This window comes from Pseudomonas sp. (assembly GCF_049301935.1).
In the GTDB taxonomy this organism is placed as follows: Bacteria; Pseudomonadota; Gammaproteobacteria; order Pseudomonadales; family Pseudomonadaceae; genus Aquipseudomonas.
Map to the genome: position 1 here is coordinate 20,058 of NZ_JBAQLP010000032.1, position 20,061 is coordinate 40,118.

18 protein-coding genes are annotated in these 20,061 nt (G+C 63.5%); 11 read left to right on the forward strand and 7 right to left on the reverse strand.

What is annotated here, in order from left to right; translation table 11 throughout:
* Nucleotides 1-16 precede the first annotated feature (16 nt).
* Nucleotides 17-1,633, reverse strand: coding sequence for a diguanylate cyclase (locus WA145_RS04195; RefSeq protein ID WP_422580357.1), 1,617 nt, complete (start codon nucleotides 1,631-1,633; stop codon nucleotides 17-19).
* Between the two features lie 306 nt (nucleotides 1,634-1,939).
* Here WA145_RS04195 and WA145_RS04200 point away from each other — a divergent pair, with 306 nt between their 5' ends.
* From WA145_RS04200 to speA, 4 genes are all read left to right on the forward strand, one after another.
* On the forward strand, nucleotides 1,940-3,010 hold the full coding sequence (locus tag WA145_RS04200) for a DUF2333 family protein (protein ID WP_422580358.1): 1,071 nt from the start codon (nucleotides 1,940-1,942) through the stop codon (nucleotides 3,008-3,010).
* A gap of 1 nt (nucleotide 3,011) precedes the next feature.
* Nucleotides 3,012-3,551 carry an NUDIX hydrolase gene (locus WA145_RS04205; protein ID WP_422580387.1) on the forward strand — a complete coding sequence of 180 codons (540 nt, stop codon included), beginning with the start codon at nucleotides 3,012-3,014 and terminating at the stop codon, nucleotides 3,549-3,551.
* Nucleotides 3,552-3,891: 340 nt separating this feature from the next.
* Nucleotides 3,892-4,263 (forward strand): translation initiation factor Sui1, encoded by a 372-nt coding sequence (locus WA145_RS04210; RefSeq protein WP_422580359.1) that lies wholly within the window; start codon nucleotides 3,892-3,894, stop codon nucleotides 4,261-4,263.
* A gap of 125 nt (nucleotides 4,264-4,388) precedes the next feature.
* Nucleotides 4,389-6,302, forward strand: a complete 1,914-nt coding sequence (gene speA, locus WA145_RS04215) for an arginine decarboxylase (protein ID WP_422580360.1) — start codon at nucleotides 4,389-4,391, stop codon at nucleotides 6,300-6,302.
* 135 nt (nucleotides 6,303-6,437) lie between these two features.
* Here the strand turns inward: speA and WA145_RS04220 are convergent, their stop codons facing one another.
* Nucleotides 6,438-7,793 (reverse strand): 3-oxoacyl-ACP reductase, encoded by a 1,356-nt coding sequence (locus WA145_RS04220; protein WP_422580361.1) that lies wholly within the window; start codon nucleotides 7,791-7,793, stop codon nucleotides 6,438-6,440.
* A gap of 159 nt (nucleotides 7,794-7,952) precedes the next feature.
* Between WA145_RS04220 and WA145_RS04225 the strand changes: the two genes are divergently transcribed.
* Nucleotides 7,953-9,233 carry an acetyl-CoA C-acetyltransferase gene (locus tag WA145_RS04225; protein ID WP_422580362.1) on the forward strand — a complete coding sequence of 427 codons (1,281 nt, stop codon included), beginning with the start codon at nucleotides 7,953-7,955 and terminating at the stop codon, nucleotides 9,231-9,233.
* Nucleotides 9,234-9,474: 241 nt separating this feature from the next.
* Here WA145_RS04225 and ada read toward each other — a convergent pair whose 3' ends face one another.
* The gene (gene ada, locus WA145_RS04230) at nucleotides 9,475-10,527 is read right to left on the reverse strand and encodes a bifunctional DNA-binding transcriptional regulator/O6-methylguanine-DNA methyltransferase Ada (protein WP_422580363.1); all 1,053 of its coding nucleotides are present in this window, start codon (nucleotides 10,525-10,527) and stop codon (nucleotides 9,475-9,477) included.
* A gap of 365 nt (nucleotides 10,528-10,892) precedes the next feature.
* On the opposite strand from ada, the gene WA145_RS04235 reads away from it, so the two are divergent.
* The gene (locus tag WA145_RS04235) at nucleotides 10,893-11,780 is read left to right on the forward strand and encodes a PA4780 family RIO1-like protein kinase (RefSeq protein ID WP_422580364.1); all 888 of its coding nucleotides are present in this window, start codon (nucleotides 10,893-10,895) and stop codon (nucleotides 11,778-11,780) included.
* A 31-nt stretch (nucleotides 11,781-11,811) separates the two neighbouring features.
* On the opposite strand, the gene WA145_RS04240 is transcribed toward WA145_RS04235, so the two are convergent.
* Together WA145_RS04240 and WA145_RS04245 are read right to left on the reverse strand one after the other, a co-directional pair.
* On the reverse strand, nucleotides 11,812-12,681 hold the full coding sequence (locus tag WA145_RS04240; protein WP_422580365.1) for a neutral zinc metallopeptidase: 870 nt from the start codon (nucleotides 12,679-12,681) through the stop codon (nucleotides 11,812-11,814).
* A gap of 73 nt (nucleotides 12,682-12,754) precedes the next feature.
* Nucleotides 12,755-13,192, reverse strand: coding sequence for a DUF411 domain-containing protein (locus WA145_RS04245; protein WP_422580366.1), 438 nt, complete (start codon nucleotides 13,190-13,192; stop codon nucleotides 12,755-12,757).
* A gap of 143 nt (nucleotides 13,193-13,335) precedes the next feature.
* Between WA145_RS04245 and WA145_RS04250 the strand changes: the two genes are divergently transcribed.
* Nucleotides 13,336-13,722 (forward strand): DUF4345 domain-containing protein, encoded by a 387-nt coding sequence (locus WA145_RS04250; RefSeq protein WP_422580367.1) that lies wholly within the window; start codon nucleotides 13,336-13,338, stop codon nucleotides 13,720-13,722.
* Nucleotides 13,723-13,724: 2 nt separating this feature from the next.
* On the opposite strand, the gene trmA is transcribed toward WA145_RS04250, so the two are convergent.
* Nucleotides 13,725-14,813 (reverse strand): tRNA (uridine(54)-C5)-methyltransferase TrmA, encoded by a 1,089-nt coding sequence (gene trmA / locus WA145_RS04255; RefSeq protein ID WP_422580368.1) that lies wholly within the window; start codon nucleotides 14,811-14,813, stop codon nucleotides 13,725-13,727.
* 51 nt (nucleotides 14,814-14,864) lie between these two features.
* Nucleotides 14,865-16,157: an NCS2 family permease gene (locus tag WA145_RS04260; protein WP_422580369.1), complete on the reverse strand. Its 1,293-nt coding sequence runs from the start codon at nucleotides 16,155-16,157 to the stop codon at nucleotides 14,865-14,867.
* 184 nt (nucleotides 16,158-16,341) lie between these two features.
* Between WA145_RS04260 and WA145_RS04265 the strand changes: the two genes are divergently transcribed.
* The 4 genes from WA145_RS04265 to WA145_RS04280 all read left to right on the forward strand — a co-directional run bounded on the left by WA145_RS04265 (nucleotide 16,342) and on the right by WA145_RS04280 (nucleotide 19,983).
* Nucleotides 16,342-16,896 (forward strand): DJ-1 family glyoxalase III, encoded by a 555-nt coding sequence (locus tag WA145_RS04265; RefSeq protein WP_422580370.1) that lies wholly within the window; start codon nucleotides 16,342-16,344, stop codon nucleotides 16,894-16,896.
* A gap of 332 nt (nucleotides 16,897-17,228) precedes the next feature.
* Nucleotides 17,229-18,680, forward strand: coding sequence for a cytochrome ubiquinol oxidase subunit I (locus tag WA145_RS04270; RefSeq protein ID WP_422580371.1), 1,452 nt, complete (start codon nucleotides 17,229-17,231; stop codon nucleotides 18,678-18,680).
* Between the two features lie 2 nt (nucleotides 18,681-18,682).
* The gene (gene cydB / locus WA145_RS04275) at nucleotides 18,683-19,690 is read left to right on the forward strand and encodes a cytochrome d ubiquinol oxidase subunit II (protein ID WP_422580372.1); all 1,008 of its coding nucleotides are present in this window, start codon (nucleotides 18,683-18,685) and stop codon (nucleotides 19,688-19,690) included.
* A 149-nt stretch (nucleotides 19,691-19,839) separates the two neighbouring features.
* Nucleotides 19,840-19,983, forward strand: coding sequence for a DUF2474 domain-containing protein (locus WA145_RS04280; RefSeq protein ID WP_422580373.1), 144 nt, complete (start codon nucleotides 19,840-19,842; stop codon nucleotides 19,981-19,983).
* The last annotated feature ends 78 nt before the right edge of the window (nucleotides 19,984-20,061 follow it).

Genomic DNA, 20,061 nt, shown 5'->3' on the forward strand with positions numbered 1-20,061 from the left:
GGGGAGCTGGGCGAGTTCAGTCGCCCTGATAGATCGCCACCTGGTTGCGCCCGCCGTGCTTAGCCACGTAAAGCGCCAGGTCGGCCTGTTGCGAGAGCAGTTTGCCGTCCAGTTGCGGCGCCAGTTGGGCGATGCCGCAGCTGAAGGTGCAGGACAGGTCATGGGGCTGCGCCGAGAACTGGATTTCCGCGAAGCGCTGGCGGATTTCATCGAGTACCCGGCGCGCCGACTCGGCGTCGGTATCGGGCATCACCACGGCGAACTCCTCACCGCCGTAACGGCCGATATGGTCGCTCTTGCGCAGACGCTGCTTGAGAAACAGTGCCAGGCTCTTGATCACCCGGTCACCCATGGGGTGGCCGTAGGTGTCGTTGACCTTCTTGAAGAAATCGATATCGATCATCGCGAAGCTCAGCGGCTGGCTGTCGCGTTCGGCGCGAATGCGCGCATCTTCAAGCAGTTGCAAGGTGTGGGTGTGGTTATACAGGCCGGTCAGGCTGTCGCGCACCATGCGTGCCTTGAGGTTGCGTGCCCGCGCCGCGCGGTTACGCACGGTGGCGATCAGGTGGCGTGGCTTGATCGGCTTGGTAAGAAAGTCGTCGCCGCCCTCGCTCATGGCGTCGAGCTGCTTGTCGAGGTCGTCTTCGGCCGACAGGTAGATGATCGGCACGCTGACATAGCGGTCGTTGTGGCGGATCACCTGGGCCAGTTCCGGGCCGTTGCACTCGGGCATGTACATGTCGAGGATGATCAGGTCCGGCTGAAAATCGGCCAGATGGTTCATGGCCTGGATCGGCTCAGTCAGGGTGCGGGTGACGATGCCGGCGCTGTTCAGCACGCGCTCGGTGTGGGTCGCCTGCGCCCGTGAGTCGTCGATGATCAGCACCTTGTAGGGCTCGTACTGGGCGACGTTGGTCAGCACCTCGATACGCTCGAACAGGTTCGAGGCGTCCAGGCTGCCGGTGAAGAACTCCTGGCCACCGGCACGCACGGCGGACAGGCGGGTCATGGTGTCGGTGTCTTCCGGGCTGAAGAACAGCAGCGGAATCGGATGTTCCAGGCCTTCCTGCACACTTTTCGCCAGCAGCAGACCGCAACCGGGGCCGGAGAAGTCGACTTCCATCAGAATCGCCGCTGGGTGGCGCTCGCGCATGGCGTTGCGAAACGCATTGGCGCTGTCCAGGGCGATGGCGTTCATGCCGAAGAACTCCAGGCGCTGCACCAGCTGTTCGGCGCGCTCCGGATGTTGCAGGGCCAGGTACACCGGCTTGCGCAACGGTAGCGCGGTTTGCTCGAAGCGGTCGCCGTGGCGCAGGCCGGTGCGCGACAGGCGCTGTAATAACTCGTTGAGCTGGCTGATCAAGTCGCTATTGAGGCGGCCACGGTTGTCGGCCACCAGATGCAGGCAGTTATTGATTTCCTGGGCCAGTTGGCTGTGTTCGGCCTGATCGAAGCGCTCGGCATAGCGCTGCAAGAGTTGCGTTGCCTCGCGCAATTCGGCCATGCCGGCGTCGTTCCACTCGCTGCGCTGCAGGCGCTGCCAGACTTCCAGCACCTGGCGCGCCTGATTGATCACGCGCTGGGCGAAGTGCTGCTTGAGACGGTCGCGGCTGGGGTCTTCTTGCTCGATCATGGCCCGGTTTCGGTTGGCGCAGCCGTGGCTACGGGTGATGGCTTAGTGCTAGCAATGCTAACACTCGTTTGGTTTTTTGCGAGTGCCGTCGATCTATTGGCGCCTGCCTTCTGTCTATGACATCACAGATAAACCATAGGTTTAACCGGCGCTAAGTTTGCCCCTCGCCACTGCGCAGGGGCCGCGCTTCCCTTATAGTGCAAGGCAGTTGCGCAACCCTGCTTGAGGGTTGTGGTCGAACCAACAGCCACCGGGTTGTGCAGTCCGGTGGCGAGTTTGCTACTTGGGTAACAAAAGGACATTGCCATGCTGGATTGGAAGAATCGAACGGCCGGAGCGCGTGCTGACGCGGCAGGCGCCACCACCTCACCGAGTAAATCGACGGCAAACCTGGTCACGCGTACGGCCGCTGGCCTGCTCGGGCTTTACCTGGTCGTGGCGCTGGTGGTGGGCTGGTATTGGAGCCAGGAGCCGGAGCAGTTTTCCGTGCAGCAACGCGCCGAGGCCGCTGCTCAGGCCGGCGGGCGCAAGCTGGTGAATGGCTACACCACGGTGGAGACCCTCAAACAGGTCGCCGGCACCTTGCTCGACAAGCCGGGCGGTTACCTGTCCAACGACCTCGCACCGCCGGGCCTGTGGCTGGATAATATGCCGAGCTGGGAGTTTGGCGTGCTGGTGCAGGTGCGCGACATGTCCCGCGCGCTGCGCAAGGACTTCACTCGTTCGCAGTCGCAGTCCACCGAAGACGCCGATCTGGCCAAGGCCGAGCCGCGTTTCCACTTCGACCATAAAAGCTGGGCGCTGCCGGCCTCCGAAGCTGAATACGCCGAGGGCATCAAAGCGCTGGATGGTTACCTTCAGCGCTTAGGCGATCCGAGCAAGGGCAATGCCCAGTTCTATACCCGCGCCGACAACCTCAACAACTGGCTGGGCGATGCCGCCACGCGTCTGGGTTCGCTGTCGCAGCGCCTGTCGGCCAGTGTCGGCCAGGTGCGTTTGAATACTGCCGTGGTCGACCCGGCGCTGGCCGATAGCGTGGCCCAGGCCGACTTTATCGAAGGCGTGAACTACGAAACACCCTGGCTGCAGATCGACAACGTGTTCTACGAGGCCCGTGGTCAGGCCTGGGCGCTGGCGCACCTGCTGCGCGCCATCGAGGTGGATTTTGCCGATGTGCTGGCGAAGAAGAATGCCACCGTCAGCGTACGGCAGATCATCCGTGAGCTGGAGGCCGCGCAGGAAACCCTGTGGAGCCCGATGATCCTCAACGGCAGCGGTTATGGCCTACTGGCCAACCACTCGCTGGTAATGGCCAATTACATCTCGCGGGCCAATGCCGGGCTGATCGACCTGCGCCAACTGCTGTCGCAGGGCTGACATAGTGGCCTGGTCCGAAGCCGAGGTGGCGCACCGCGCCGCCTCCGATGCCGAGCGCATCGCCTGGGTCGATGAGCAGGATAACCTGCTCGGCGGTGTGTTGCGCAGCGAGCTGCGCGCACGGCATCTGCTCGGGCGCGGCACCTATATCCTGCTGTTCAACAGCGCCGGCCTGCTCTGCGTACACCGGCGCACCCTGAGCAAGGCGCTGTATCCCGGTTACTGGGATGTGGCGGCCGGCGGCATGGTGCTCGAAGGCGAAAGCTATGCCGAATCCGCCGCGCGCGAGCTGGCGGAAGAGCTGGGCATAGTCGATGCAACCCTGGTCGAGCATGCGCACTTTCTCTACGACGCCCCGGAAAGCCGCCTATGGTGCATGGCCTATTCGGCGGTGTCCGATGCGCCGCTGCGTTTGCAGCCGGAGGAAGTGCTGGAGGCGCGGTTTATTTCCATCGAACAGGCGCTGGCGGAAACCCAGCACCTGCCCTATTGCCCCGACTCGCTGGCGGCCTTGCAGCGTTATCTGGCAGCCACGGCGTAGGATGGGTTGAGCGCAGCGCTACCCATCATTTACCAGCATGGTTAGCGCGTTGCTCAACCCATCCTAGGGTTACAGTCAGCTGAGCCAACTCCGCGTCATTCCTGGCGTTGTGCAGGATATGCAGACGTTTTGTTCGGCATCCCGCACAGCGTCGCCAATCCGCCGATTAATGGCGCATTTTTACACTTAGCAGCTGCGGTTTTTGCCGTTACACTGCGCCGCCTTCAAGCCCTGGCCGTGTATCGCCAGGGTGCGCTGCCCCTGCCAGAGTGGGGCTTCGCGGTCGACTCCGAGCACTCAGTCGACCAGTCGCTATCCTGACCCCTTCGAGGACTAACCGGTGGTCAAGAAAGCTTCTTCATTTGCCGCCCTCAGCGGCCTGGTGTATTCCACCGACAGCGGCCGGCATTGCCCGGACTGCAGCCAGCCGGTGGACGCCTGTATCTGCAAACAGACCCTGATCCCCGACGGTGATGGCATCGCCCGCGTGCGCCGCGAAACCAAAGGTCGTGGCGGCAAGACGGTGACCACTATCAGTGGCGTGCCGCTGGCCGAAGAGCCGCTCAAGGACCTGGTCAGCGCCTTGAAGAAACGCTGCGGCTGCGGTGGGTCGCTCAAGGATGGGGTGATCGAGATTCAGGGTGATCACGTCGAACTGCTGATCGCCGAGTTGATCAAGCACGGCTTTAAAGCCAAGAAGTCCGGCGGCTGATCCCGTCTTTTTTAAACTTACTCGGCAGGCCCCCGGTCTATTGCCGGGCTATTGTCATTTCCAGACGTTAATCTGTACGGGTCTTGGTGTTACCAAGGCCACTATCGCCAGCAAGGGAGACATCGATGTCTGCACGACGCACACGCAAAGATGACGGCAGCCAGTGGACCGTAGCGGACAGCCGCAGCGTCTACGGCATTCGCCATTGGGGCGCGGGTTATTTCGCGATCAATGACCAGGGCCGTGTCGAGGTGCGCCCGAATGGTCCGCAAAGTACGCCGATCGACCTCTATGAGCAGATCGACGAACTGCGTTCCAGCGGTTTGTCGCTGCCCTTGCTGGTGCGCTTTCCGGACATTCTGCAAGACCGTGTGCGCCAGCTGACGGGGGCCTTCGACGCCAATATCGCGCGCCTGGAATACCAGAGCCCGTACACCGCGCTGTACCCGATCAAGGTCAACCAGCAGGAAGCGGTGGTGGAAAACATCATCGCCACGCAGAACGTCTCCATCGGTCTAGAGGCCGGCTCCAAGCCTGAGCTGATGGCGGTGCTGGCGTTGGCGCCGAAGGGTGGCACCATTGTCTGCAACGGTTACAAGGACCGCGAATTTATCAAGCTGGCGCTGATGGGACAGAAGCTCGGTCACAACGTGTTTATCGTGATCGAGAAAGAATCCGAAGTGCAGCTGGTGATCGAGGAGGCGGCCGAACTCAAGGTGGCGCCGCAGATCGGTCTGCGCGTGCGTCTGTCGTCGCTGGCGTCGAGCAAGTGGGCCGACACCGGCGGCGAGAAATCCAAGTTCGGCCTGTCGGCGGCGCAGCTGCTGTCGGTGGTCGAGCGCTTCCGCGCGGCCAAGCTGGACCAGGGCATCCGCCTGCTGCACTTCCATATGGGTTCGCAGATCGCCAACCTGTCCGACTACCAGCACGGTTTCAAGGAAGCCATCCGCTATTACGGCGAGCTGCGTGGTCTGGGCCTACCGGTCGACCATATCGACGTCGGCGGCGGCCTGGGTGTGGATTACGACGGTACCCACTCGCGCAATGCCAGCTCGATCAACTACGACATGGACGACTACGCCGGTGTCGTGGTCGGCATGCTTAAAGAGTTCTGCGATGCCCAGGAACTGCCGCATCCGCATATCTTCTCGGAAAGCGGCCGCTCGCTGACCGCGCACCACGCCATGCTGGTGGTGCAGGTTACTGATGTGGAAAAGCACAACGACGAGATCCCCAAGATCGAGGACGTCACCAGCCTGCCGGAAACCGTGCGTTACCTGGTCGAGCTGCTCGGTCCGACCGATATCGAGATGGTCACCGAGACCTACTGGCGCGCCACCCACTACATGAGTGATGTGGCCACTCAGTACGCCGACGGCAAACTCAGCCTGACCGACAAGGCCCTGGCCGAGCAGTGCTACTTTGCCGTGTGCCGCCGTCTGCACAACTCGCTGAAAGCCCGTCAGCGCTCGCACCGTCAGGTACTGGATGAACTGAACGACAAGCTGGCCGACAAGTACATCTGCAACTTCTCGGTGTTCCAGAGCCTGCCGGACACCTGGGCCATCGGCCAGGTGCTGCCGATTCTGCCGCTCAACCGTCTCGACGAAGAGCCGCTGCGCCGCGCCGTGCTGCAGGACCTGACCTGCGACTCCGACGGCAAGATCCGCCAGTACGTCGATGAGCAGTCGATCGAAACCAGCCTGCCGGTGCACGAAGTGCGCGAGGGTGAGGACTACCTGTTGGGGATCTTCCTGGTCGGTGCCTATCAGGAAATTCTCGGCGATATGCACAACCTGTTCGGCGACACCGACTCGGTGAATATCTACCAGAACGCCGATGGCAGCGTGTACCACGCCGGTATCGAGACCCATGACACCATCGAGGACATGCTGCGCTACGTGCACCTGTCGCCGGAGGAGTTGATGAACCACTACCGCGACAAGGTCGCCAGCGCCAAGATCAGCCCGCGCGAGCGCACCCAGTTCCTCGACGCGCTGCGTCTGGGGCTTACCCGTTCCTCTTATTTGTCGTCTTGATCGCGTAGGGACTGTAGGAGCGGCCTTGGCCGCGAAGCGGGTTGCGCCTGATCGCGGGCAAGCCCGCTCCTACAAAACCGCTGTGTAACTAAAAGGCCCCGCACTGCGGGGCCTTTGGCTATCTGCTGGCGGCGCTTAGGCTCCGATCAGGCTTTGCCCGCATACACGCAGCACCTGCGCGGTGGCGGCACCGGAACCCGGCTGGGCGAACCAGGCCACGGCTTCGGCGACGTCCTGGGGCTGGCCGCCCTGGCCCATGGAGTTCATCCGCCGGCCGGCTTCGCGGATGGTCAGCGGGATGGCGGCGGTCATCTGCGTCTCGATAAAGCCGGGCGCCACCGCGTTGATGCTGATACCGCGCTTAGCCAGGGCCGGTGCCCAGGCCTGGGCCAGGCCGATCACCCCGGCCTTGCTTACCGCGTAGTTGGTTTGGCCCAGATTGCCGGCGATGCCACTGATCGAGGCGATCAGCACCACGCGGCCATTGTCGTGCAGCTTGCCGGCGTCCAGCAGGGCTTGGGTCAGCACCTGCGGGGCATTCAGGTTGACGTTGATCACCGAGTTCCAGAACGCGTCACTCATTTTCGCCAGGGTCTTGTCGCGGGTGATGCCGGCGTTATGCACGACGATATCGATGCCCTCCGGCAGCGCTTCGATAAGCTGCGCGGCAGCATCGCTGGCGCAGATATCCAGGGCCAGGCTGCGCCCGCCCAGGCGTGCGGCCAGGGCGTCGAGAGCGTCCTTGGCGGGTGGTACGTCCAGCAACACCACCTCGGCGCCGTCGCGGGCCAGGGTCTCGGCGATTGCTGCGCCGATACCACGGGAGGCGCCGGTGACCAGGGCCTGCTTGCCGGCCAGTGGGCGGGTCCAGTCCTTGACCTGTTCGCCGCAGGCGTTCAAACGCAGCACCTGGCCGGACACATAAGCGCTTTTCGGCGAGAGGAAGAAGCGCAGCGCGCCTTCCAGTTGCGCTTCGCCGCCTTTGCCAACGTAGATCAGCTGCACGTTGCCGCCACGGCGGATTTCCTTGCCCAGCGAGCGGCTAAAACCTTCCAGTGAGCGTTGCACGCTGGCGGCAATCGGGTCTTTCAACGATTCCGGGGCGCGGCCGAGGATCACCACCCGCGGGCATTTATCCAGGCCCTTGAAGGCCGGCTGGAAGAAGTCGCGCAGCTCGATCAACTGCTCGAAGCGGGTCAGCCCGCTGGCATCAAACACCAGCGCTTTGAGCTTGGGGGCGTGTTCGGCGGTCCAGCGCGGCAGCTCGAATTGGCCTTCGCGGGCGGCGTACAGCGCATCGGTGAGCGTGTGGGCGAATGGCCGCACCGCGCTGGCCAGGCTGCCGTCGCCGCCCAGCAGCAGGGCGCCGTCCACCGGCCGGCAGCGCCCAGCCATCCAGCGCTCCAGCATTAGCGGCGCGGGCAGGCCGAGGGCGCTGACCAGACGGCGGCCGGTAGGGGAGTTGGCGAAGGCAAGGTAACGGTCGGACATGGAGCGGCTCCTGCGCATGAATCAAAAGTGCGCTCACTCTACGCAGGCCGCCGGCATGCGCAATTGACCCGGTCAGCTTGCTGCACTGGCAAGGCGGCCAATGCCAGGCGGCCGGCATAGGCTAGCCTGTGGCCCATTCTTCCAGCCGAGGACTGTTCCATGACCCAGCCGCGCCGCGTCGCCATTGTCGGTGGTAACCGCATCCCCTTCGCCCGCTCCAACACCGTCTACGCCACCGCGAGTAACCAGGAGATGCTGACCAGCGCGCTGGATGGCTTGGTCGAGCGCTTCAACCTGCATGGCGAGCGCCTGGGCGAGGTGGTGGCCGGTGCGGTGCTCAAGCATTCACGGGATTTCAACCTGACCCGCGAGTGCGTGCTGGGCTCGCGCCTGGCCCCGCAAACCCCGGCCTACGATCTGCAACAGGCCTGCGGCACCGGCCTGGAGGCGGCGCTGCTGGTGGCCAACAAGATCGCCTTGGGGCAGATCGAGTGCGGCATCGCCGGCGGCGTCGACACCACCTCGGATGCGCCGATCGGGGTCAACGAGGGGCTGCGGCAGATCCTGCTGCAGGCCAACCGCGGCAAGAGCACCGGCGATAAGCTCAAGAGCCTGCTGCAGATTCGCCCGCGTCATTTGGCTCCCGCCATTCCGCGCAACGGCGAGCCGCGTACCGGGCTGTCCATGGGCGAACATTGCGAGCTGATGGCACAAACCTGGGCCATTCCCCGTGACGAGCAGGACCAACTGGCCGTGGCCAGCCACCAGAAACTCGCCGCCGCCTATGCCGAAGGCTGGCACGACGACCTGCTCACGCCGTTCCGCGGCCTGACCCGCGACCAGAACCTGCGCGCCGATATCAGCCTGGAAAAACTCGCCAGCCTCAAACCCTGCTTCGAGCGCAGCCCGCGCGGCACCCTGACCGCCGCCAACTCGACGCCGCTGACCGATGGTGCGTCGCTGGTGCTGCTGGCCAGCGAGGCCTGGGCCAAGGCCCGTGGCCTGCCGATCCTCGCCTACTGGAAGGATGGCGAGGCGGCGGCGGTGGATTTTGTCGGTGCGGGCAAGGAAGGCCTGCTAATGGCCCCGGCCTACGCGGTGCCACGTCTGCTGGCGCGCAACAAACTGACGCTGCAGGACTTCGATTACTACGAGATTCACGAGGCTTTCGCCGCCCAGGTACTCTGCACCCTCAAGGCCTGGGAGGACGCCGACTACTGCAAGACCCGCCTGGGCCTCGACGCACCGCTGGGCTCGATCGAGCGCCGCAAGATGAACGTCAAGGGCAGCTCCCTGGCGGCTGGTCACCCCTTTGCCGCCACCGGTGGGCGCATCGTCGCCAACCTGGCCAAGCTGCTCTCGGTGGCCCAGGAAGGCCGTGGCCTGATCTCGATCTGCGCCGCTGGCGGTCAAGGTGTGACTGCGATCCTGGAAAAGTAATCAAACAGCCGTATCCGCATGCTGTGTGGGTACTGATGTACGCAACTCCGTGATTTGGAGCGGCCCACGCAGGTGGAGCCGCTCTTTTTTATGGCCTGCCGTCCCTGGCGGCCACCCTCCGGGCCGTCGCTGTGCGACGTTAAAAAGTGCTCCAGGCACTTTGTTTATGGCCTGTCGTTTTTCTAGCGCCTCTTTCGGTTCGTTACGGCGAGACGTTAAAAATGGCTCCCGGCCATTTTGTCTATTTGCAGCCAGCTCTATCCATTTCGTCGCTGGCTTCCTGTTTAAGCAGCGCCGCTTTGCGCTCCAGCCCCCAGCGGTAGCCGCTGAGGCTGCCGTTGCTGGCGATTACCCGGTGGCAGGGCACTAATAGGCCCAGCGGGTTGCTGGCGCAGGCGCGGGCCACGGCGCGTGGGTGGTTGCCCAGTTGTGTGGCCAGTTCGGCGTAGTTGCGCGTCTGCCCCGGCGGAATCTGCTGCAGGGCGCGCCACACCTGTTGCTGGAAGGCCGTGCCGCGAATATCCAGCGGCAGCTGGGCGGCGCGCTGCGGTTCGCTGAGCTGCGTCAGCACCTGGCGCAGGCTATCGCCCAGACCGGCGTCATCCGCGAGCAGTTCGGCGGCGGCAAAGCGTTGCTGCAGTTCACTCAGCAGCTGCGCCGGGTTGTCGCCAAACAGCAGCGCGCAGATGCCCTTGGTGCTGCTGGCCAGCAGCAAGTGGCCGAGCGGGCAGGGCGCGATGCTGTAGCGCAGCCGTTCGCCCGCGGCCTGTTTACGCCGTTGCGCCGGACTCAGGGCCGCTGCTTGCTGATACAGCGCGCGGGTGCCGGAGTAGCCGGCGCTTAGCGCGGCATCCAGCACGCTGTCGGCTGAGGGTAACTGCTGTTCCAGACGCGCGCGGCGGCGCGCCGCGCTCCAGGCTTTCGGCGTCAGCCCGGTGCGGGCCTTGAAGGCGCGTGCCAGGTGCGAGGCGCACAGGCCGATGCGCGCGGCCAGTTGTGCGAGGGTTAGCGACTGCTCACTGCTATCGAGCAGCGTGCAGGCCGCCACCACCAGCGCATCCAGTTGTTCGGCCGGGCTCCGGCCGTGCGGCGAGCAGCGTTTGCACGGGCGAAAGCCTGCCATTGCAGCGGCGTTGGCATCTGTATGGAAACTGACGTTGTCCCGCTTGGGCCGCCGCGCCGGGCAACTCGGCCGGCAATAGATACCGGTGCTGCGCACGGCAAATACAAAGCGTCCATCCTGCGCGGCGTCACGGGCGCAAACGGCTTGCCAGCAGCGGTCGGCATCGAACATGCGACGATCCTCAATAGACATAAAACGATTGTCGACGCCGTGTGCCTGCTTGCCAATGCGTATCTGACTTTCAAAGCACCGGCTTAATGACGGGGGCTGGGCGCAGTATTGGGGCCTAGGTACAGGCTTGGTGCGACATCGCGGTGGCTGTAACAGCCGTTGCTTGTCACTTACGGGTTGCTTCGTATGAGCGTTTTAATGCGCGGCCGGTTGGCATGGTTGAGGGGTTCTCGCGGCCTTTGCGGGCCCTGCAAAATATCCCGCAACCCGGGTCTTGCCGACGGGAGGGTGGGCGCTGCGTAAAGATTGCCGTATAACGGGCGGCAGAGTCGAGTTGGGCAACACAGGACCCCTGATTAAAGCTGATGAAGACGCCAAAACGTATTGAACCCCTGGTCGAAGCCGGGCTGGTCGATGAAGTGATACGCCCGCTGATGAGCGGTAAAGAAGCTGCGGTCTATGTGGTGCGCTGCGGCGAAGAGCTGCGCGTGGCCAAGGTCTATAAAGAAGCCAACAACCGTAGCTTCCGTCAGGCCGCCGAGTACCAGGAAGGCCGCAAGGTGCGCAACAGCCGTGATGCCCGGGCCATGGCCAAAGGCTCGAAGTACGGTCGCAAGGGCCAGGAAGACGCCTGGCAGAATGCCGAGGTTGCGGCGCTGTTCCGCCTGGCCAACGCCGGGGTGCGGGTGCCCAAGCCCTATGACTTCCTCGAAGGCGTATTGCTGATGGAGCTGGTCGATGACGGCGAGGGCGATGCCGCGCCGCGCCTCAACGATGTCGACCTGCACCCGGACGATGCCCGCGAATTCCACGCCTTTATGATTCGTGAAGTGGTGAAAATGCTCTGCGCCGGTCTGGTGCACGGCGACCTGTCGGAGTTCAACGTGCTGCTTGATCCAGGTGGCCCGGTGATTATCGACCTACCGCAGGCGGTGGACGCCGCCGGCAACAACCATGCGTTCAAGATGCTGGAGCGTGATGTCGGCAACATGTCCGCCTACTTTGGTCAGTTCGCCCCGGAATTGAAATTCACCAAGTACGCCAAGGAAATGTGGGCGCTGTATGAGGTCGGTGAGTTGACCCCGGAGAGCCCGCTGACGGGTGAGTTCGATGATCCGGAAGAAGAAGCCGATATCGACGCGGTGATGCGCGAGATCAAGGCCGCCCTGGCCGACGAAGCGCGCCGTCAGGCGCTGCTGAATGCCGAGGACGAACCCAAGGGCGAAGAACCGCCGCCACCTTGGGCACAATAAGGCCGTAGCCCGGATGTAATCCGGGCTACGGCTACAGGCGGGTTGCCTTAAAGGTGTCGCAGCGGCCGACATCACCGCCCTCGAAACCGGTCTTGAACCAGCGCACGCGCTGTTCCGAGCTGCCGTGGGTAAAGGAGTCTGGCACCACCTGGCCGCGGGACTGCTTCTGCAAACGGTCATCGCCGATGGCGTTGGCGGCGTTTAGCGCTTCTTCAATATCACCTGGCTCCAGCCAGTCATGCCGGCGCTGGCCGTGGAAGGCCCAGACGCCCGCCAGGCAGTCGGCCTGCAGCTCCTGCCGTACCAACAGGCCGGTGGCGCCTTCCACCCGCTCACCGCGCTGGCGGGCGGCATTGACCTTGGCCGAGACGCCGAGCAGGGTCTGCACGTGGTGGCCGACCTCATGGGCAATCACATAGGCCTGGGCAAAATCGCCGGCCGCGCCAAAGCGTTGCTCCAGCTCGCGGAAGAACGCCAGGTCGATATACACCCGCTGATCACCCGGGCAGTAGAACGGCCCGACCGCCGAGTTGGCGAAACCGCAGGCGGAATTCACTCCGCCGCGAAACAGCACCAGGGTTGGGTCCTGGTACTGCCGGTTGGCGCCCTGGAAGATCTCGCGCCAGGTGTCCTCGGTATCGCCGAGCACCGCGCGAACGAATTCCGACTGCTGGTCATTGGCGGCCGGCGCTGAGCTTGGCGGCGCGCTGACCGAGCCGCCCTGCATGGCTTGCCCGGCCAGCTGGCCAAGGATCTGCATCGGGTCCTGACCGCTGAGCAGGCCGACGATCACCACGATGGCCACGCCGCCAAGGGTCAGGCCCTTGCCGCCGCCCATGCGCGAGCCGCTGGCGCGTGCATCCACCACATTGTCACTGCGTCTTCCGCGTTTCCAGCGCATTGCTATCGTCCTGAGTATGCCGACTGTGAGTGTTGTCTGCTGGCCTGGGCTGCGCCAGTCCGGCGTAGGCTATTTAGTTGGCCGGATATTCGCTGATCACGCGTTCTTCGCCCTGTTTATCCAGACCGATGACCTGATAGGCGTCGCGCACATTGCCGTATTCCATGCCCGGTGATCCGGTGGGCATGCCCGGCACCGCTGCGCCGAGCAGGTCGGGCTGCTTGCGCATTTTGAGGATGTCTGCGGCCGGTACATGGCCTTCGACAAACTGGCCATTGATTACCCCGGTATGGCAGGAGGCTAATCGCGGCGGCACGCCCAGGCGCTGTTTGACCGCGCTCATATCGGTCTCGACATGGTCGATTACGTTAAAGCCGTTGTCCTGCAAGTGGCTGATCCAGGCCTTGCAGCAACCGCAGTTGGCATCGCGGTGCACGTCGATGGTCAGGGGTTCGGCGGCAAAACTCAGGCTGCTGACAAACAGCCCGGCGAGAACAAGCAACTGGCGCATGGGGTGACTCCTGGCAGGTGAAAAACTGAGCATAACGCCGGGCGGCCCTGGCCAACCATCGGTGATTTCCGAAACGCGTGGCGGGGGCTTATGCTGCGTGCTCGATTTCTGGGCTCTCGATCTTCAAGAAAAGGATGCTGTCCATGTTGTTTGCACGCGTCGTACTGGTGATTCAACTGCTGGCATTGGCCGGCCTGGGCCTGGCCTATTTTGTCCGCCCCCATGAGATGGCCAATCTCAGCGGCATGCTGCTGATGTCGCCAGCGGCGGCCACCGATATGCGAGCGTACTACGGTGGTCTGCAACTGGGCCTGGCGGCGTTTATCGGCCTGTCGCTGAGCCGGCTGGACCTGACCCGCGCGGCGCTGACCCTGCTGGTACTGCTTTACAGCGCCCTGGCGCTGGCACGTATCGGCGGGTTGTGGCTGGATGGCGGCGCGCAGCAGACCTTCAACCTCTATGCGCTGCTGCTGGAAGTGGTCTCGGCGGGGCTGTGCTTCTGGGCGCTGCGGGGTTTGCAGCGGCTATAGCCTTAACGGCGTTCCAGCAGCACACCCGATTCCATATGGTGGGTGTAGGGGAACTGGTCGAACAGCGCGCAGCGCGTCACTTTATGGGTGTCGCTGAGTTGGGCGATGTTGGCGGCCAGGGTTTCCGGGTTGCAGGAGATATACAGGATGCGCTCGAAGCGCCGGGTCAGCTCGCAGGTGTCCGGGTCCATGCCGGCGCGCGGCGGGTCGACGAATACACAGCCGAAGTCGTAGCTCTTCAGGTCGATACCGGCCAGGCGGCGGAACGGCCGCACTTCATTCAGCGCCTCGGTCAGTTCCTCGGCGGACAGACGCACCAGGCTGACGTTGTCCACGCCGTTATCGGTCAGGTTAGCCAGGGCGGCATTCACCGATGACTTGCTGATCTCGGTAGCCAGCACCTTGCGCACGCGGGTGGCCAGCGGCAGGGTGAAGTTGCCGTTGCCGCAATACAGCTCCAGCAGGTCATCCTGGCGTTCACCGAGCGCCTCATAGGCCCAGCCAAGCATCTTCTGGTTGACCTCGCCGTTGGGCTGAGTGAATGCGCCTTCCGGCTGGCGATAGCTGAAGGTGCGCCCGGCGACCTGCAGTTTTTCCTCGACATAGTCACGGCCGATCACGATGCGCTTGCCCTTGGAACGGCCAATGATGCTGACCTGCAAATCGGCCGCGAGCTGCTCGGCTTCGGCCTGCCAGGCGGCATCTAGTGGGCGGTGGTAACACAGGGTAAGCAGCCCGTCGCCGGCCAGAGTGGTAAGAAACTCGACCTGGAACAGCTTGAAGGAAAGAACCGAACTCATCTGCCAGGCGCTTTTTAGGCGCGGCATCAGCGCATTGATCTGTGCGCTGGCGATGGGGAAATCTTCAAAGAAAATCGGCTTGAGGTTATCGCCGGCCTCGAACATGGCGTAGTGGCGATCCTCGCCTTCACGCCACAGGCGGAATTCGGCACGCAGGCGATAGTGCTCGCGCGGCGACTCGAACACCTCGGGGGCGGGTGCATTGAACGGCGCCAGCAGCTCGATCAGGCGCTGCTGCTTGTCAGCCAGCTGGGCGGCGTAGGTGGCGGGATCGAACTGGGAACGGCTCATGCGGGACTCTTTTCAAAAGGAAGGCGGGTGGCCGTGGCCACCCTTAGGTCATCAGGCGAAGTACGCCAGTTTGATCACAAACAGTGCCGACAACACCACCAGCGCCGGGTTGAGTTCGCGCCAGCGGCCGGCCAGCAGCTTGATCAGGGTCCAGGCGATAAAGCCGAAGGCGATGCCGTTGGCAATCGAGAAGGTCAGCGGCATGGCCAGGGCGGCGACCACCACCGGGGCGGCGACGGTGAGGTCGTCCCAGTCGATCTGCGCCAGGCTGCTCATCATCAGCACGGCAACGAACAGCAGCGCCGGCGCGGTGGCGTAGGCCGGTACGGCGCCGGCCAGCGGGGCGAAGAACAGCGCCAGGAGGAACAGCACCGCCACCACGCAGGCGGTCAGGCCGGTACGCCCGCCGGCACTGATGCCGGCGGCGGATTCGATATAACTGGTGGTGGTCGAGGTGCCCAGTGCGGCGCCGGCCATAGTCGCGGTGCTGTCGGCCAGCAGGGCGCGGCCGAGCTTGGGCATCTTGCCGTCCTTGTCCAGCAGGTTGGCTTTCTGCGCCACACCGACCAGGGTGCCGGAGGTGTCGAACAGGTCAACGAAGAGGAAGGCGAAAATCACGCTGACCAAGCCGATATCCAGCGCGCCCATGATGTCCAGTTGCAACAGGGTCGGCATCACCGAAGGCGGCATGGACACCAGGCTATCGAGCTTGGACAGGCCGAACAGAATGGACAGGCCGGTGATCAGCAGGATGCCGATCATCACCGCGCCGGTGACCTGGCGGTAAGCCAGCGCGGCGATCACAAAGAAGCCCAGGCAGGCCAGCAGAGCGCCGCCCTGGGTCAGGTCGCCGAGGGTCACCAGGGTGGCCGGATGATCGACCACGATACCGGCGTTTTTCAGGGCGATAATCGCCAGGAACAGGCCGATGCCGGCGGCGATACCGGCGCGCAGGGCCAGCGGGATGCTGTTGATGATCCACTCGCGGATCTTGAAGATCGACAGCGTAAAGAAGATCACCCCGGAGAGGAACACCGCACCCAGCGCCACCTGCCAGGTGTGGCCCATGGTCATTACCACGGTGTAGGTGAAGAAGGCGTTGAGGCCCATGCCCGGCGCCAGGGCAATCGGGTAGTTGGCCCACAGGCCCATGATCAGCGAGCCAATGGCGGCGGCCAGGCAGGTGGCGACGAATACCGCGCCATGGTCCATGCCGGTCTTGGCCAGCATCTCGGGATTGACGAAGAGGATATAGGCCATGGTCAGAAAGGTCGTCAGCCCGGCGAGCAGCTCGGTGCGCACCGTGGTGTTATGGGCCTTGAGTTGGAACAGTCTTTCCAGCATGCGGAACTCCCCGTAACGGTTTTTTACCCTGTTGATGCAAACCGAAAGCAAAGCACATCCACGCGTGGGTGCATGTTTTTACTGGCGATCTGGAAAAAGGCGCGCATCATATCAGCTCGCCCGGAGCGGGTGAATTTATGACCGCTTGGACAGTTTATGCACAGCCACAACAAGGAGCGAAACGATGACTGCACGGGCCCTGATCAGCGTTGCCGATGGTATTGAAGACCTCGAATGCGTGACCCTGATTGATGTACTGCGGCGTGCCGAGGTTGAAGTGGTGGTGGCCAGCATCGAAAGCCGGCGGATGATCACCTGCGCCCGTGGCACCCGTTTGACCGCCGACACCATGCTGGTGGATGTATTGGCGCAACCCTTCGACCTGATCGTGCTGCCCGGCGGCATGCCCGGCGCGCAGCACCTGGCCGAGCATGAGCCGCTGGCCGAGCGGGTGCGCGAGCAGGCCCAGGCCGGCAAGCTGTTTGCCGCCATTTGCGCCGCGCCCGCTGTGGCCCTGCAGCAGTACGGCGTGCTCAAGCAGCGACGCATGACCTGCTACCCGGCGTTCAGTGATCGCCTGAGCGGCTGCGTGTTTGTCGACCAGCCGGTGGTGGTCGATGGCAACTGCATCACCAGCCAGGGCCCCGGCACCGCCTTGGCGTTCGCCCTGACCCTGGTCGAGCAGCTGTGTGGCAAGGCCGTGCGCAAGCAGGTGGCCGAGGCCATGCTGGTCGGCTAGCCGGCACGTTCGGTGCCTGGTGCGGGCGTCGCGCGGGCGCATCCGGCGCGCGGGCGAACCGCTCAATTCTCAGCGATTCGAGACCGGCCCGCTCAAGCGCCAGGCCTTGTGACAGCCGGTCGCGCGACAATCGACCACAGCAGATTTCGCCCCGCCAGGCGCTACTCTTTGTGCGTACCTTGACCCGCGTCAACACCTTCGGCGTGCGGTTGTGCGGGCGCTTTGCCCGGCTTTGTAGCTGTCTACCCAGAACAATAATCCCCCGACTGATCGCTCGCGACTGGCATGCGCGCCCGTGGCCGTGCCCCGTATCACCTGACTGAGGAAACGCCATGTTTGGATTGGAGGCTCTCGACCTTGCTCGAATCCAGTTCGCGTTCACCATCTCCTTTCACATCATCTTTCCGGCCATCACCATCGGCCTGGCCAGTTACCTGGCGGTGCTCGAAGGCTTGTGGCTGAAGACCGGGGAGGCGGTGTACCGCGACCTGTACCACTTCTGGGCGAAGATTTTTGCGGTCAACTTTGGCATGGGCGTGGTCTCCGGCCTGGTCATGGCCTACCAGTTCGGCACCAACTGGAGCGCTTTCTCCGACTTTGCCGGGGCGGTCACAGGTCCCTTGCTGACTTATGAAGTGCTCACCGCATTCTTCCTCGAAGCGGGCTTCCTCGGCGTTATGCTGTTCGGCTGGCACCGCGTCGGCCCTGGCCTGCACTTCTTCTCCACGCTGATGGTGGCGGTCGGCACGCTGATCTCGACCTTCTGGATTCTCGCCTCCAACAGCTGGATGCATACGCCGCAGGGCTTCGAAATCATCGACGGGCGAGTGATTCCGGTGGACTGGTTCGCCGTGGTGTTCAACCCCTCGTTCCCCTATCGCCTGGCGCACATGGCCACGGCGGCGTTCCTCGCCACGGCGTTCTTCGTCGGCGCTTCGGCGGCCTGGCACCTGCTGCGCGGTCGCGACAACCCGGCGATCCGCAAGATGCTGTCGATGGCCATGTGGATGGCGCTGCTCGTGGCGCCGATCCAGGCGGTGATTGGCGACTTCCATGGCCTGAATACCCTCAAGTACCAGCCGGCGAAGATCGCCGCGATCGAAGGCCACTGGGAAAACCACGGCGATGAGCCGACCCCGCTGATTCTGTTTGGCTGGCCGGATATGGACGCCGAAGAGACCCGCTTCAAGATCGAGATTCCCGCTCTCGGCAGCCTGATCCTCACCCATAGCCTGGACCAGCAGGTGCCCGCGCTCAAGGAGTTCGCCAAGCAAGATCGGCCCAACTCGACCATCGTGTTCTGGACCTTCCGGGTGATGGTCGGCATCGGCATGCTGATGATCCTCACCGGCCTCTGGGGGCTGTGGCTACGCAGCCGCGGCACGCTGTTCCAAAGCCGACCGTTCCTCCATCTGGCGGTATGGATGGGACCCTCGGGGATCATCGCCATCCTTGCCGGCTGGTACACCACCGAGATTGGCCGTCAGCCGTGGATTATCCAGGGGCTGATGCGCACCGTCGATGCCTCGTCCGGGCACAGCTTTGCGCAGATGAGCCTGACCCTGATCCTGTTCGTGGTGGTGTATTTCGCCCTGTTCGGCGCCGGTATCGGCTACATGCTGCGCCTGGTGCGCAAAGGCCCAATCACCGACGAAGGCCAGCAAACCGTCGAGGGCGGCCCGGGCCAGAAACGCACACCTTCGCGTCCGCTATCCGCGCCCGAAGAGGGCCTGGAAGAAGGGCCGGATGAAGAGCGTAGTGACTCACTGGTTGAGAGGAATTGAACATGGGCATTGATCTCTCGCTGATCTGGGCCGTGATCATCGCCTTCGGGGTGATGATGTACGTGGTCATGGACGGCTTCGACCTGGGTATCGGCATCCTGTTTCCCTTCGTCAAAAGCGCAGGCGAGCGCGATGTGATGATGAACACCGTGGCACCGGTGTGGGACGGCAACGAAACCTGGCTGGTGCTCGGTGGCGCGGCGCTGTTCGGCGCCTTCCCGCTGGCCTACGCGGTGGTGCTCAGCGCGCTGTACCTGCCGCTGATCTTTATGCTGCTGGGGCTGATTTTCCGTGGCGTAGCCTTTGAGTTCCGCTTCAAGGCCAAACCAGCCAAGCGGCATATCTGGGACAAGGCGTTTATCGGCGGCTCGCTGACTGCAACCTTCTTCCAGGGCGTGGCGCTGGGGGCCTATATCGACGGCTTTGAGGTGGTCGACCGGGTGTATGTCGGCGGTGCGCTGGACTGGCTGACGCCGTTCTCGCTGTTCTGCGGCCTGGCGCTGATTGCCGCTTACGCCTTGCTCGGCTGCACCTGGCTGATCATGAAGACCGAAGGCCGATTGCAGCTGCAGATGCACGATATGGCACGGCCGCTGGTATTCGTCCTGCTCGGCGTCACCGGCATTGTCAGCCTGTGGACGCCACTGGCCCATGCGGATATCGCCGAGCGCTGGTTCAGCCTGCCGAATATCTTCTGGTTTATGCCGGTGCCACTGCTGGTGCTGCTGTGCACCTGGGCGCTGCTGCGCGCGGTGGCGCGCAACGCCAACTACGCACCGTTTTTGCTGACCCTGACGCTGATCTTCCTCGGCTACAGCGGCTTAGGCATCAGCCTGTGGCCGAATATCATCCCGCCGTCGATCAGCATCTGGGAAGCCGCTGCGCCGCCGCAAAGCCAGGGCTTTATCCTGGTTGGGGCGCTGTTCATCATCCCCTTTATCCTGATGTACACCGCCTGGAGCTATTACGTATTCCGCGGCAAAGTGACGGAAGAAGATGGCTATCACTGAGGCTCGGCTCCGGTCTGCTGCGCGTCGGCCCTGCGGCGTTAAAATCAGGCTCGGATGCTCATTTACAGCAGTAAACTCCGCGTCCTCGCCTGCTTTTGCCTTGCAGGGCTCTAGCTCGCGAGACCTCGAATAGGTTCTGAGGTCGCAAGATGAAAGATGTAGAAGAAAAAAAGCCGCTGTGGCAGCGGCTCGGCTGGCTGGTCGCGATCTGGGCCGGCAGTGTGCTGGCCCTGGGCGCGGTGTCCTATCTGCTGCGCCTGTTTGTGCAGGCGGCGGGGATGGGCACGCCGTAAAAACGGACGTTTGTGTAGGGTGGGTTAGGCGCTGTCTTGGTTGTTGCGTACGCCGCCAATCCCGGTTGCGCCGTAACC